The sequence below is a fragment of the Anoxybacillus amylolyticus genome (assembly GCF_001634285.1).
Classification (GTDB): Bacteria; Bacillota; Bacilli; order Bacillales; family Anoxybacillaceae; genus Anoxybacteroides; species Anoxybacteroides amylolyticum.
This window is the reverse complement of the sequence record NZ_CP015438.1, coordinates 1,864,903-1,878,279: the sequence shown is the minus strand read 5'-3', so window position 1 is coordinate 1,878,279 and position 13,377 is coordinate 1,864,903. Positions and strand designations below refer to the sequence as shown.

General features: G+C 45.0%; 15 protein-coding genes and 1 pseudogene. 2 read left to right on the top strand and 14 right to left on the bottom strand.

Features of this window, described 5'->3' with window-relative positions:
* The first annotated feature begins 100 nt into the window (after window positions 1-100).
* Window positions 101-328: an IS110 family transposase gene (locus GFC30_RS09565; RefSeq protein ID WP_066324783.1), complete on the top strand. Its 228-nt coding sequence runs from the start codon at window positions 101-103 to the stop codon at window positions 326-328.
* 315 nt (window positions 329-643) lie between these two features.
* Here GFC30_RS09565 and GFC30_RS17625 read toward each other — a convergent pair.
* The 13 genes and pseudogenes from GFC30_RS17625 to GFC30_RS09500 all read right to left on the bottom strand — a co-directional run.
* A pseudogene (locus GFC30_RS17625) lies at window positions 644-841 on the bottom strand (Sir2 family NAD-dependent protein deacetylase); the annotation flags it as partial.
* Between the two features lie 55 nt (window positions 842-896).
* Window positions 897-2,129 (bottom strand): 2-oxoglutarate dehydrogenase complex dihydrolipoyllysine-residue succinyltransferase, encoded by a 1,233-nt coding sequence (gene odhB / locus GFC30_RS09555; RefSeq protein WP_066324773.1) that lies wholly within the window; start codon window positions 2,127-2,129, stop codon window positions 897-899.
* 29 nt (window positions 2,130-2,158) lie between these two features.
* The gene (locus tag GFC30_RS09550) at window positions 2,159-4,996 is read right to left on the bottom strand and encodes a 2-oxoglutarate dehydrogenase E1 component (protein WP_066324770.1); all 2,838 of its coding nucleotides are present in this window, start codon (window positions 4,994-4,996) and stop codon (window positions 2,159-2,161) included.
* A gap of 367 nt (window positions 4,997-5,363) precedes the next feature.
* The gene (locus tag GFC30_RS09545) at window positions 5,364-5,864 is read right to left on the bottom strand and encodes a hypothetical protein (protein WP_066324768.1); all 501 of its coding nucleotides are present in this window, start codon (window positions 5,862-5,864) and stop codon (window positions 5,364-5,366) included.
* Window positions 5,865-6,022: 158 nt separating this feature from the next.
* Entirely contained in the window at window positions 6,023-6,466 is a 444-nt protein-coding gene (locus GFC30_RS09540; protein WP_066324766.1) for a MaoC family dehydratase, read from the bottom strand.
* Window positions 6,463-6,912 carry a MaoC family dehydratase N-terminal domain-containing protein gene (locus tag GFC30_RS09535; protein ID WP_066324764.1) on the bottom strand — a complete coding sequence of 150 codons (450 nt, stop codon included), beginning with the start codon at window positions 6,910-6,912 and terminating at the stop codon, window positions 6,463-6,465. Before GFC30_RS09535 ends, GFC30_RS09540 begins: the two co-directional genes overlap by 4 nt.
* Window positions 6,913-7,000: 88 nt before the next feature.
* The gene (locus tag GFC30_RS09530; RefSeq protein ID WP_066324762.1) at window positions 7,001-7,765 is read right to left on the bottom strand and encodes a beta-ketoacyl-ACP reductase; all 765 of its coding nucleotides are present in this window, start codon (window positions 7,763-7,765) and stop codon (window positions 7,001-7,003) included.
* 31 nt (window positions 7,766-7,796) lie between these two features.
* Entirely contained in the window at window positions 7,797-8,975 is a 1,179-nt protein-coding gene (locus GFC30_RS09525) for an acyl-CoA dehydrogenase family protein (protein WP_066324759.1), read from the bottom strand.
* 158 nt (window positions 8,976-9,133) lie between these two features.
* Window positions 9,134-9,724, bottom strand: coding sequence for a LysE family translocator (locus GFC30_RS09520; protein WP_066324756.1), 591 nt, complete (start codon window positions 9,722-9,724; stop codon window positions 9,134-9,136).
* Window positions 9,725-9,767: 43 nt separating this feature from the next.
* A complete protein-coding gene (locus GFC30_RS09515; RefSeq protein ID WP_066324755.1) occupies window positions 9,768-10,025 on the bottom strand; it encodes a hypothetical protein in 258 nt (85 codons plus the stop codon).
* 1 nt (window position 10,026) lies between these two features.
* Complete coding sequence (locus GFC30_RS09510; protein WP_066324753.1) at window positions 10,027-10,365, bottom strand: ArsR/SmtB family transcription factor; 339 nt, start codon at window positions 10,363-10,365, stop codon at window positions 10,027-10,029.
* Window positions 10,366-10,371: 6 nt separating this feature from the next.
* Complete coding sequence (locus GFC30_RS09505; RefSeq protein ID WP_066324751.1) at window positions 10,372-10,779, bottom strand: SRPBCC family protein; 408 nt, start codon at window positions 10,777-10,779, stop codon at window positions 10,372-10,374.
* A gap of 61 nt (window positions 10,780-10,840) precedes the next feature.
* A complete protein-coding gene (locus GFC30_RS09500; protein ID WP_066324749.1) occupies window positions 10,841-11,755 on the bottom strand; it encodes a LysR family transcriptional regulator in 915 nt (304 codons plus the stop codon).
* Window positions 11,756-11,875: 120 nt separating this feature from the next.
* On the opposite strand from GFC30_RS09500, the gene GFC30_RS09495 reads away from it, so the two are divergent.
* Window positions 11,876-12,766: a DMT family transporter gene (locus GFC30_RS09495; RefSeq protein WP_066324747.1), complete on the top strand. Its 891-nt coding sequence runs from the start codon at window positions 11,876-11,878 to the stop codon at window positions 12,764-12,766.
* On the opposite strand, the gene GFC30_RS09490 is transcribed toward GFC30_RS09495, so the two are convergent.
* The gene (locus GFC30_RS09490; RefSeq protein ID WP_066324746.1) at window positions 12,747-13,364 is read right to left on the bottom strand and encodes an NUDIX hydrolase; all 618 of its coding nucleotides are present in this window, start codon (window positions 13,362-13,364) and stop codon (window positions 12,747-12,749) included. The genes GFC30_RS09495 and GFC30_RS09490 overlap by 20 nt on opposite strands.
* Window positions 13,365-13,377: the final 13 nt, after the last annotated feature.

Sequence of the window (13,377 nt, the reverse complement as noted above, 5' to 3'; positions counted from 1 at the left end):
ATGGTTTAACTCCTTTATTCGGCAGCATGAGCGATTTTTCCTGCTAGTTTTCAAACCAAAAGAAGACAGAAGCCCATCGACTTCTGTCTTTCAAGGCGAGATGGAGAAGGAACGCGATGGATGTATTGAACGTTGTTGTGGAATCGATGTTCAGCAAAAACCGATTACTGCTTGTACCATCACCCCTAAAGGAAAAGCAATTCGAACATTCCGTCCTATGACCGATGAATTGCTGGAGTTTGTGAACCGGTTGAAAGAAATAGGTGTGACGCACGTGGCGACGGAATCGGCAAACGTGTACTGGAAGCCGTTGTACAATTTGCTTTAACTTCGGGGTGTGACAGGCACCACGCCCTAAGATTCCCGCAGGCACTATTGCCGGCAACGGCAATTTGATCAGCGCAAATGCCATACTTCTCTGCATAGCGATAGAAAACAATCTGTAAGGCCGATTGCAATCTTGGCAATGCTCATCCCTTTTTCAATCATTTCCCGCTCTTTTTGTTTCATGCCTCCTTTCAGTCCCTCTTCTCGTCCTTGCCATCATGAGGAGCGCACATGCAAAAACAGAGAGCCACGCTATGACTCTCTGTTTCTACAAATCTCGACAATCCTCAGGGCGTGACAGGCGCCACGAAATTAAACGCTGCCAAAAATCAACTGGATTTTTGGCAAAGTAGTATTCAGACAAATAGTATTCGACATCTTCTTCTTGCGCATAAATCCCATTTTCGCTGCGAAAATCAGGAATGCCCGATTCCGTGCTCATTCCTGCCCCCGTCAACACTGCAATCCTATTTGCACGAGCGATTCGCATTGCTAATTCTTTCGTAACGTCCATCTTCTCCTCCTACCAAGTATTTGATGTGTAAATAAAAATCATGAGGGAACTCCCCTCATGATTCTAACAATAACTGCTCTGGATCTTCAAGAAGCTCTTTTACTTTCACTAAAAAGCCGACCGCTTCTTTGCCGTCGATAATGCGGTGGTCGTAGGATAGCGCCACATACATCATCGGGCGGTTTTCCATGCGCTCTTCATCGATGGCAACAGGGCGAAGTTGGATTTTATGCATGCCTAAAATGCCGACTTGCGGCCCGTTTAAAATAGGCGTGGACAGTAACGAACCAAACACTCCGCCGTTAGTAATCGTAAATGTACCTCCTTGCAGATCTTTTAAGCTTAATTTATTTTCACGCGCTTTTGTTGCTAAGTGTAAAATCTCTCGCTCAATCTCGGCGAAATTTTTCTTGTCCGCGTCGCGTACGACAGGAACGACTAACCCTTCGTCCGTCGATACAGCTACCCCGATATCATAGTATTTTTTCACAATAATTTCATCGCCTTGAATTTCAGCATTTAGCAGCGGATATTTTTTCAATGCTGCGACGACGGCTTTCGTGAAGAACGACATAAAGCCAAGCCGCACGTCGTGTTCTTGATAAAACGCATCTTTGCGACGATTGCGCAAGTGGATAATGCCCGTCATGTCAATCTCGTTAAATGTTGTCAGCATCGCTGCGGTGTGTTGAACTTCCACCAACCGTTTCGCAATCGTTTGGCGGCGTCGGGACATGCGGATTCGTTCGACTGGCTTTTCTAGTTCAAATGCGTTCGGCATCGCCGGTTTGACTGCTTCTAGTGCAGGTGACGATGGAACTGACTGATTCGAGTACGCTTCTACATCATGTTTACGGATGCGACCTAGCGGATCAACCGGCGTTACTTTCGATAAATCAATGCCTTTTTCACGGGCCAGCTTTCTTGCTGCTGGTGAAGCGATCGGTCGTTGAGTTGGTTTTGCGACAGGTTCTTCCTTGACCGGCTCTTCTTTTGTAGCGGTCGGTTGGTCTTGCTGCGGTGTTTCTTCTACTTGTGAAACGTTTGTTTCCGCTTCTTCTGATACAATGGCGATTGTATCCCCTACGCGGACGGTATCTCCTTCATGAAATAACAATTGAGCAATAATCCCTGATGCTTCAGCCATTAATTCTACATTGACTTTATCGGTTTCTAACTCTACAATCGGCTCCCCTTTATGGATAAAATCTCCCGGTTGTTTGAGCCATCGGGAAATCGTTCCTTCCGTAATCGATTCTGCTAATTCCGGTACTTTAATTTCTGCCACTGTTGTATCTCCTTTCGCCATTTTTATAGTTACGAGCGCGTGAAGGCTTGGTTTATAATGCGCGCTTGTTCTTTTTTATGAACAATTGGATCGCCTTCTGCCGTGCTGGATCGTCTTCTGCGTCCGACATAAGCAACTTGGACTCCCGCAGGGGCTAATGTAAGCAAGCGAGGTTCGACAAAGTTCCAAGCTCCCATATTTTTCGGTTCTTCTTGTACCCACACCATTTCTTTTAAATTCGGGAACTGCTTCATGTAACGAGCAATTTCTTCCATTGGGAACGGATACAACTCCTCTACCCGTAAAATATGGAACCAGTTTTTATCTTGTATTTCTTCTAATTTTTCCGCTAAATCAATTGCGATTTTACCCGAACATAAGATTAGTCGTTCAACTTTTTCTGGTGCATATCCTAATCCTGGTTGTGGCAACACCGGTTGGAAACTTCCCTCGCTCAAATCCGCTACTTTTGACATAACTAATGGATGACGCAATAAGCTTTTCGGCGACATAATGATCAGCGGCCGCACTTCTTCTTTTTGTAAAATTAACGCTTGACGGCGCAAAATATGGAAGTATTGTGATGATTTCGTCATATTCGCGACGGTCCAGTTATTTTCAGCCGCTAATGTCAAAAACCGTTCCAAACGGGCGCTTGAATGCTCGGGGCCTTGTCCTTCGTATCCGTGCGGAAGCAACATCATAAGACCAGATTTTTGTCCCCATTTCGCTCTTCCTGATGAGATAAACTGGTCAATAATGACTTGCGCAGAGTTCGCAAAATCGCCGAATTGCGCTTCCCATAGCACTAATGTTTCAGGAGCAAATACGTTATAACCGTATTCAAACCCAAGCACACTCGTCTCGGACAGCGGGCTATTGTGAATCGCAAAAGATGCTCTACTGCCTGATAGATGATGTAGCGGCGAAAAGACTTTTCCTGTTTTTTCATCATGTAAAACAAGATGACGTTGGGCGAACGTTCCTCTCTCTGAATCTTGCCCTGTCAACCGAATCGGAATGCCATCTTGAAGAATCGTGGCAAAGGCTAACGCTTCCGCATGTGCCCAATCGATCTTGTTTTCTTGAAAAGCAGTAATGCGCCGCTGCAAAATTCGTTCCAACTTATTAAATACGTGAAAATTCTCTGGCCATTGTACAAGTTCGTGATTTACTCGTTCAAGCACATGAACAGGTACCGTTGTATCGATGTTTGAAATCCCTTTTTCCGCTACTTCCGGGGGATTCATTTCGTAATCGAGTTCTTCTTTGACACTCGCTACTTTCTCATAAGCTGCTTGCAGTCTCTTCTCTATTTCTTCTGTAAAGCGATCCACCTCTTCCGTTGATCGAATGATCCCTTGCTGTTTAAGGCGATTCTTATAAAGATTACGAACAGTCGGATGTTTACGAATGATTTGATACATTACTGGATTCGTTGCAGCAGGTTCATCCATTTCATTATGACCGTGACGACGATATCCAATTAAATCAATTAAAAAGTCTTTCTTAAACGTTTGGCGGTAAATAACAGCAAAATGAGCTGCTGCAAGCACCGCTTCCGGGTCATCGGCATTGACATGAACAATTGGAATTTCAAATCCTTTCGCTAAATCGCTCGCATATTTCGTGGAACGAGAATCTTCACTTTCTGTCGTAAATCCAATCATATTATTGGCAATGATATGGATCGTACCGCCTGTTTGATAGCCTTTTAACCGGCTTAAGTTTAACGTTTCCGCCACGACTCCTTGTCCTGGAAACGCTGCATCGCCATGAATTAAAATCGCAAGCGATTGATTTTCGTCTTGTTTAGGGAAGCCGGGTGCGCTGCGCGTTTCTTGAGCAGCACGCGTATAGCCAACCACAACAGGATTGACAAATTCTAAATGGCTTGGGTTGTTAGCTAACGTAATAACCGCGCGAACGGTATTCTCCTTCTTGATTTTTCGGTCCAACCCTAAATGATATTTGACGTCGCCCGTCCATCCGTACGTAATCCCAATCGAACCTTCAGATGGAATTAAGTCTTTATTCGGCGCATGTTGAAATTCTGCGAAAATCATTTCATAAGGTTTGCCTAATACGTGTGCCAGCACATTTAGCCGTCCGCGATGAGCCATTCCAATGTTAATCGTTTTTGTCCCTGCTTGTACAGATTCTGAAATAATCTCATCAAGCAATGGTACTAGCGTATCAACCCCTTCAATTGAAAAACGTTTTTGACCGACGAATGTCCGGTGCAAAAATTGCTCAAACACTTCCACTTCTGTGAGCCGTTTTAACAGTTCCATTTTCTTCGCATTCGAGATCGAAGGGATATAGCTGCCTGACTCGACCATTTGTAATAGCCAGTTTTTTTCCTCAATATTTTGAACATGTCCAAATTCAAACGCTAGTTTCGATGTATAAACCGTTTTTAAATATTGAATCGCTTCAAGCCCATTTTGCATATAGCTAGGCAAATACGCACTAATAATCGAAGCAGGAATCGATTTTAAATCTTCTTCCGTTAGTCCGAACGGTTGAAGATCGAGATGGTTCGAATCTTTTTCAGTTGTTTCCAGCGGATTGATTTGAGCATCTAAATGCCCGAAAGTACGGATATCATCAGCCAATTTGATTGCCTGAACATATTTTTCTAACAAGTTCGCACGTACATTAGTGTGCTGCGCAAAATATTTCTGATCAACAGCATCGTTCACATCCTGTATTTCAGGCGGTCCCCAGCGGTCAAACAAGTCTTTCAATTCTGGATCAACCAGACTTGGATCTTGTAAATACCGCTCGTACATTTCCATGACGTATCCAAGATTTGGACCGTGAAACTTTTCCCATGGATTTCTGAAACTTTCATTCGTGTTCATGTTTGAATACCCTCCAAAGCTAATAAATCGCTTTACACGATAAATGCCGTTTTTTAGCAGCTCCCATATGAAAAAAGTATTATACAATAGGGGAGTTGTTATGATTTCAAAAAACGGTGGATTTTTATTTTACAACATATTCATAGTGATAAACCGATTGCATTTCCATTTTACTACTGTTTCAGTGAAAATCCAAATAACTTGATTTTTTTTATTTTTCTAACTTTTTTCATACGAAAGTTGAGCACACGCAAATTATCCTTACATGTGAAATGATTATTTCGATACAATCTTTGTAGACCTCAAAGAAAAACTTGCCGGTTCTTGTATGTCGTTAAAAGAGCCATTATCCCCTCGTTTCTTCCTCCTATATCGACCAAAATAAATGGATGAGAAACAAACACGCAAACAGCATGGCGGTGATAAGATGAAACTTTCTTCTAAACCGGGACGCTTTGCGATGGCGAAGAAATCCAGCAAACAGTGTGATGGCTAGTAAGCCGATACTCCCATACCCAGTGACCATTTTCGGATGGATAAACCCGATGGTCGCTCCTAATTTCCATATCATGACTATGCCGTGAAGCAAAATCATGCTCGCACCGGCTAGCGCTAGCGAGATGTGCGCTTTCATCATAGTTCTTGCTCGTTTGCTTAACGTGACCTTCACACGCCGAACTTTCGATTTGCGGATGACAAGAAAAATAAAGTACATATTGACGTTGATAAAAAACAAAAGAATGGCTAGTTGCGCGAGCAATTTTCCTGCTAGTACGGTCGTGGAATCATACGGACGAAACACCCAAATAAAAAGCAACGAAAAGATAAGAAGCAAGCCGTTAACGGCAAGCCAAATGTAATAGACCATGTTCTTCCCCCCACTAATATTCAATCATAAACCAGTCGTCGCTGTAGTGCGTCTCGTCACATATAGCGACCCAAAAAAATCCCGATTCCGTCTGAGGAATCGAGATTTTTTAACGAATTTTACGATTGGGTAGCTGTCTCACTCCATGCGCCATCGGTCTAAGGCGTTTCCTCCTCGGTGAAGCTTGTGCGATCTTCGCGGTCGTATAAAGCAACCACCACTTCCCCTTGAATAACGTCGTTGCCGTTTTGGTTAGTGGCAGCGACGCGAAAGCGAAGATGGCCGTCTGTTTTTTCGGTTAACGTGGCGTGAAGGGTAATGACGTCACCGAGAAAGACCATGCCTTTAAATCGAACCGAATAGTCTTGGATAAAGCCTTGTTGGACATACGGGGTGAATAATTTGGCGAGGTTGCCCATTGTCCACATGCCGTGCGCAATAATCCCCGGCAGCCCTGCCTTTTTCGCTTCTTCTTCAATCGTATGGATCGGGTTGTAATCTCCCGAGGCCCCGGCATATTGAATTAAATCGAGTCTTGATACAGGGGGTAACTGGATTTCCTCTAAAGAATGACCGACTTGTAATGCAACTAGTTTAGTCATACTATCATCGCCTTTCTGACCGCTTCTGTAAGAAGAATCGTCGCTGTAGAAGTGAAAATGATATTTCCTGACACATCTTCCCCGTAGCTTGTAATGACTAGCCGTCCGATATTCCCCATGCTGCTTTGCTTTTCGTCATAGCTTTCCACTTTCGCATAACAAAACAGCTCTTCCCCAACCAAAAGAGGTCGGTTATAATGAAAGGACTGTTCACCGTGAATAAGCCCTTTCGCCGGAAGATTCAACCCTTCAATTACACCATAATCAAACACGCGCGGAAATGTTGGCGGGGCAATATTTGTTTGATAGCGAGAATTTTTGCCCGTTTCTTCCTCCCAGTAAATCGGATGAAGATCGCCGATCGCTTCGGCAAATTTTTTCACCGCTCCTCTTTCGACAACATTTTTTACTTTCTTTGAGCATTTGCCCACATGTTCGGCAAACATCAAACTCGCCCCCTTATTTCATCGGATAAAAAGATTTATGTTGGAAGAACGTTTGGCTTCGAGAGCTACCCGATCCACTTGGCTTTTCTTATGTCTTCGGTCCACCCGCCACGTAAAGTACTTGACCGTTAATAAACGATGATTTTTCATCGGCAAAAAATGCGACAGCATGGGCGACATCCGCTGGCTTCCCGCTTCTTCCAACCGGAATGTGCGCGATGCTTGCTTGCACAAGTTCATCGAAGGAAATGCCGATGCGTTCTGCGGTTGCTTTCGTCATGTCCGTTTCGATAAATCCAGGCGCAACGGCGTTCGTCGTAATGCCGTATTTGCCTAGTTCAATCGCCAACGTTTTCGTAAACCCTTGCAGCCCCGCCTTTGCGGTAGCGTAGTTCGCTTGTCCGCGGTTACCGAGTGCGGAAGTAGACGAAATGTTAATGATGCGTCCGTATTTGCGCTCGACCATATATTTTTGTACGGCGCGCGCACAATAAAAAGCCCCTTTTAAATGAACGTTCATGACCGTTTCCCAATCGGCATCCGTCATTTTAAACAACAAGTTATCACGGATGACGCCGGCGTTGTTGACAAGAATGTCCACTGCCCCGAACGCATCGACAATTTCTTGTACTACGGTTTCGACTTGCATAGCATCGGTAACGTCCGCTACTTTCGCATAGACGGCATAGCCCTTTTCTTTTAGTTCCGCTGCCGTTTCGCGCAGCGCCTCTTCGTTTAAATCAACGAATGCAATGTTTGCTCCTTCTTTGGCAAACTGTTCGACAATCGCTTTGCCAATCCCTCTACTTCCGCCGGTGACGAAGGCTACTCTTCCTGTGAATCTTCCCATCATTTTTCCTCCTCTTCGATAGCGTTTTTAATTTTTATAGAAATTGCCCGAGTTTCACGTGTCCTTTTAATAAATTTCGTGCAATTACCATTCGCTGAATTTCGTCCGTCCCATCATAAATGCGCCAAAGTCTCGCCTCGCGGTACCAACGTTCAATCGGCATTTCTTTCGTATAGCCCATTCCACCGTGAATTTGCAAGACGCGATCGATGACACGGTTGCCCATATTCGCTCCGAACAGTTTCGCCATCGACGCCAAATGGCGATTATCTTCTCCTTGATCAAGCGTAAATGCCGCATTCAATACGAGCCATTTGGCCGCTTCGATTTCGGTCGCGGAATCGGCAATCATCCATTGAATCGCTTGTCTTTCGGCAATCGGTTTGCCGAACGTGACACGTTCTTTCGCATAATCAATGGCCATTTGCAATAGTCGTTCAGCTGCCCCTATCGCTCTTGCGCCGACTACCCAACGCGCATAGCCAATCCATTCGAGCCCGAGCTTATAGCCGCCGTGCAACTCTCCTAAAATATTTTCTTCCGGAACGCGGACGTTTTCGAAAATGAGGCTTGCTGGTGTCGCAGGTCCCATCGTATAAATCGGTTCAGATCGCCAGCCCATGTCACGATCGACAATAAAGCACGTCACCCCTTCCCGACCTTGTGTTGCTTGATGCCGTTCTTTATCCGTTATTGCAATAACCATGACAAAATCAGCGTCGTTTCCGCCGGTAATGAACGTTTTTTCGCCGTTTAATACCCACTCATCGCCGTCTTTCACTGCTGTCATTTTAATATTGCGCGTATCTGAGCCTGCGCTCGGTTCGGTCATCGCAAAACACGATTTTTTCTCGCCGTTAATGGTCGGGAGTAAATATTTTTTCTTCTGTTCTTCGTTCGCATAATAAAGAATATTATCCGCTGAACCGCCAAACTGAAACGGAACGAACGTTTTCGATACTTCCATAATGACAATTGCCATCATCACGTGTCCTAAATTTGCCCCACCGTACTCTTCTGGTGTGTTAATGCCCCAAAATCCCGCTTCTTTTGCCTTCAACTGTAATTGTTTTAGCGTTTCTTTCGGAAGGCTTGACCGTCCTTCTCGTTCGTTGCGCAACACGTCATTTTCAAGCGGCATTAACTCTTTTTCCACAAATTTGCGAATGGCTTTTTGCACCATTTTCTGTTCGTCGGTTAGACGTAAAAACATAATCCCCTCTCCTGTTCGTTCAAAATACACACATTTATACCAACTGGTTAGTATGTTACTTGTATTATAGTTTAGAACTTTCAGAAAAAACAATCGTTTTTCTCATGAAGAAAGCGATTTTTGTTCGACAACACATGTCGAACAAAAATCGCTTTTGGTTAAAACAAACCGTATACCGCCCATAGCGCAAATCCTAAAAGAAGCAGCCCGGATAACCGGTTAATTATCGTTAAGTACCGTTCTTCGAGCCTTCGCCTAAACAACCCGACCATTCCGCTCAAAAAAAGCCACCATATCGCTGAGCCAAAAAAGACGCCGGAAAGAAAAAGGAAAACGGAAGATGACGAGATCGCGAGGCTAGAAAAAACGGCAAGAAACGATAAAATCGTCATCGGGTTAGAAAGGGTTAAAAAAAGCACCGATAAATAAGCGGTGAGCGCGTTCCCTCCGCGCGCCTGCGCCGGTATCCGAGCAGCTTTTGCACGAAACGTTCGGATTCCCAAATACGCAAGAAACAACGCTCCGATAAATCGAATCCACGTTTGTTGCTCAAGAAGAAAGTGCGTAACGGCAGTAAAGCCAAGCCCTGCAATCAGGCCATAAAGCGCATCCGCCGTCGCTGCTCCTAGTCCGGAGATAAATCCGATAACCCTTCCGTGCGTCATCGTCCGCTGGATGCATAATAGCCCAATCGGTCCTACCGGCGCGGCGACGGATAATCCAATAAGTATTCCTTTGACAACATCCACCCGTTTCTTCCTCTCTACTCGTAAAAAAATGTTTCGATGGTAATTATCCTCCAACTAAAACAAGCTGTAAGCCTTCTTCTGTTTCTTCAACGTCAAGCGTTACCTGTTCTAACAAAACAAGCGCCTGCTCATCCATCGCCACTTGAATGCCGTTAATGATTTCAACCCGATCGGTTGCTTCAGGCGCATCAAGCGACAGCGCGACCGGTGTGTTGTCCGCCGCGGAAAACCGAATCCCCGTTTTTCCGTATTCCTTCAATATTTCCTTTAATGCCTCTTTTGCTTCGTTTGTAATAATCATCCTACAATTCTCCCTTATTTTTTTCGTTTGTGTTTGTTTCCACATAATGTTGCAGCATCGCTAGTTTATTTTCCCAAAAGCGCTCGTAAAAGGCGAGCCATTGTTTTAGCTCGAACAACGGATACGGATTAAGGTGATACCTCGTTTCGCGGCCGACTTTTTGTTCGTAAACGAGCCCTGCTTCGGCTAAAATGCGCAAATGTTTCGAAACAGCTGTCCGGCTAATGGGAAATTGATTGCTGATGGCTGTGACTGACCATTCTTTTTCCGCTAACAGCTGCAACATTTTCCGCCGGGTCGGATCGGCAATGGCATGAAATACGTCATGCTTTGCGAGCATAGCCTCTTATCCCTCGATGTAAGCGCCTAACGATTGGATAAGCTTTTTCCATCCTTGATCCATCCGGTCGCGCACTACCGTATGAGCTTCGCCAAATTCCGTGACTTGTTCGCTATCCCATCCGGAATGAATGAGGGTAAATTCGGTTTGTTCTCCCTTTTCTTTCAGTTCAAACGTAATCGTCCAATCTTTTCCCCACCGAAACGACAAACGGTGCGGCGGGTCGACTTCTGTCACTTGGCAAGGCGACATGCCAAATGGACCGGCGTTTAAATGAAATGAATGCCCAACAACTGGTTGAAAATCGTTCGGCATAAACCATGCAGCTAGCCCTTCGGACGTCGCGACTGCTTCCCACACTTTTTGAATCGGCGCTTGCAATACAGCAGTTTGGCAAATATTCGGTAACATCATGTGCTGTCTCTCCTTTCGCAACCAAATGGTTTCCTTTTTTATTATACGAAACCTTTTGGTTTCATGTCAACATAAAGCGGCGCTCTATCGGAAAATCAAGCATCCCCTGCTCGTTCAGCCATTCGAAAAGACAACGAATAAATGTTTTCGCTGCTGGAGAAAGATGCGAAAACGACGTTGCCGCAATGCCGATTGTTCGATAATGGTCTCCTTCTATCTCAATTAAGCGAATGTGTTCCGGTGGGCGATATATTGCCATTTTCGGCAAAATGCTAATGCCAAGTCCGCATTCAACCATTGCCATAATCGCTTGCTCTTCGACGATTTCGTATTGGATGTTCGGTGTGAGGCGGTTTTCTTTTAAGATGCGCCGCACATCGTGGTCGCTTCCCCATTTCGGCATAATAAACGCTTCTCGTTCAATTTGTGAAAGGGTGACCGTTTGCTGATTAGAAAACGGATGATTGATTGGCACGACGCAAACGATTGGGTCTTTTTTGAGCGGGATTGTGTCGAGTGTTTTCGAAGCGGATAACGATAAAAAACCGAAATCCACGATGCCATTTACAATCCAATGATGAATCTCCTCGTAGTCTCCTTCGAACCATTTCATGTGGATGGAAGGATGTGCCGTGCGAAACGTTTGAATCATCGGCGGCAGCCATTGAGAGGATACACTCGTAAACGTTCCGATGCGAACCGTCCCCCATTCTAAGCCGTTAATCGCGGCAACTTGTTGCTTTAGTTGTTCATGCCAATGCAATACTTCGCGAACGTATTTCAGCATATGCGCCCCGTTGCTTGTTAATCGTACGCCAGAGCGATCTCGTTGCAATAACGAAAATCCCCACTCTGCTTCTAAACTTGCTAGCGCATGGCTAACGGCTGATTGTGTCAAGCCGAGCGCTTCCGCCGCCTTCGATACACTGCCTACTTCGACTACCTTCTCGAACACTTCGAGTTTGGTGAGCGACATCTTCTTCTCCCCTTTTATATGAATTGTTTTCATACAATAGATGATAAACATTCATTTTCCTTATTTTAATTGTCCATGTATACTATTTTACAACGAATCTAATGAAAGGACGATTTTGGCATGAGTCAAGCAAAAGCGAACGGAATGCTCGCCATCGTTACGATTTTTTGGGGAGCGTCGTATTTATTTATGAAAATGGGGCTTTCTTCCCTTCCGCCGTTTTATTTTATCGCGTTGCGATTTTTACTTGCGTTTTTCATAGCGGGAGCGGTTTTTTATCAACGGCTATGGCGTGTAGACCGCCGAACGATTCGGCATGCGTTTTTATTAGGAACGATGTTATTTCTCGTTTTTGCGTTCGTCATGATTGGCGTCCGATCAACAACGACTTCCCACGCGGGCTTTTTAGTTAGTTTAACGGTGATTTTTGTTCCGCTCTTTTCGGCGTTGTTTTTCAAACAAACACTTGCCCGTCAAGTCGTTATTGGGGTATTTTTGACAACGGTTGGGATTGCCCTTTTAACACTAAAAGGCGGGATGACGATGAAACAAGGCGATCTATTCTGCATCCTTGCTGCTGTGTGCTATGCGATGCATATTGTTGTCACCGGCCAATTGACGAAACATTCCGATTCGCTTGCGCTTGGCATTTTACAGCTCGGTGCTTGCGGATTCATTAGCTTCGTTGTTTCGCTTTCGTTCGAGTCTCTGACATCTCCGACGCCGAGTGCATGGGTGGCAATTCTCGCGTTAGGCATTTTGTGCAGCGCGATTGGGTTTGTCGTACAAACGGTTGCGCAAAAATATACGACCGCTGCCCACGCTGGACTAATTTTTTCGCTTGAGCCCGTATTCGCGGCACTATTTGGCTATCTATTTTTAGGAGAAGTGTTGCCGCTGAAAGGGTACATCGGTGCTGCGCTTGTGCTTGTGGGGATTTTATACGCAGAAATGCCACGAAAAGAATTCCCTCTCAAAGAAAAGAGGGAATTTAGTCGACAGAGCGGATAATCTCGACAAAATGATGCACAATTTTTGCCGTTAAGCCCCAAATGACGTTGTTTTCGTATTCATAAAAATACTCATCGATTTGCCGCGGACGCCAGTGATAGTTTTTTCCACCGGGAATTTTCTCAAATGGGAAATCCGGTTCTGGACGCGCTTGAAAATGAACGCGATACACATCCGGTTCTGTGTGCAGGAAAAACGTAAGCGGGACGGTAAACGTCGCGGCTACTTCTTCTGCGTTTGGCTGAATTTGCTCCGGATGAGCTAAACGAGCCACAAACGGATACACGATCATGCCAAATGGGGAAATGAGATAATCGAGCGGGAACACGTCCGAAATCATCGTTTCTCGTATTCCAAGTTCTTCACATGTTTCGCGGATTGCAGCTGCTTGTGCGTCTGCATCGCTCGTATCGATTTTTCCGCCGGGAAAACAAATTTCTCCCGGCTGTCTTCGTAATTGTAGGGAACGAACCTCAAATAACAGATGTATTTCCCCGTTTTTTTCTACTAGGGGAAGAAGCACGGCATACTTTGTAAATGTCGTCATCCCAATCGGGGAAGGGGTTCGATTCCGCAATTTTTCCCATAATTGTTCCATACCATCTCCCTTT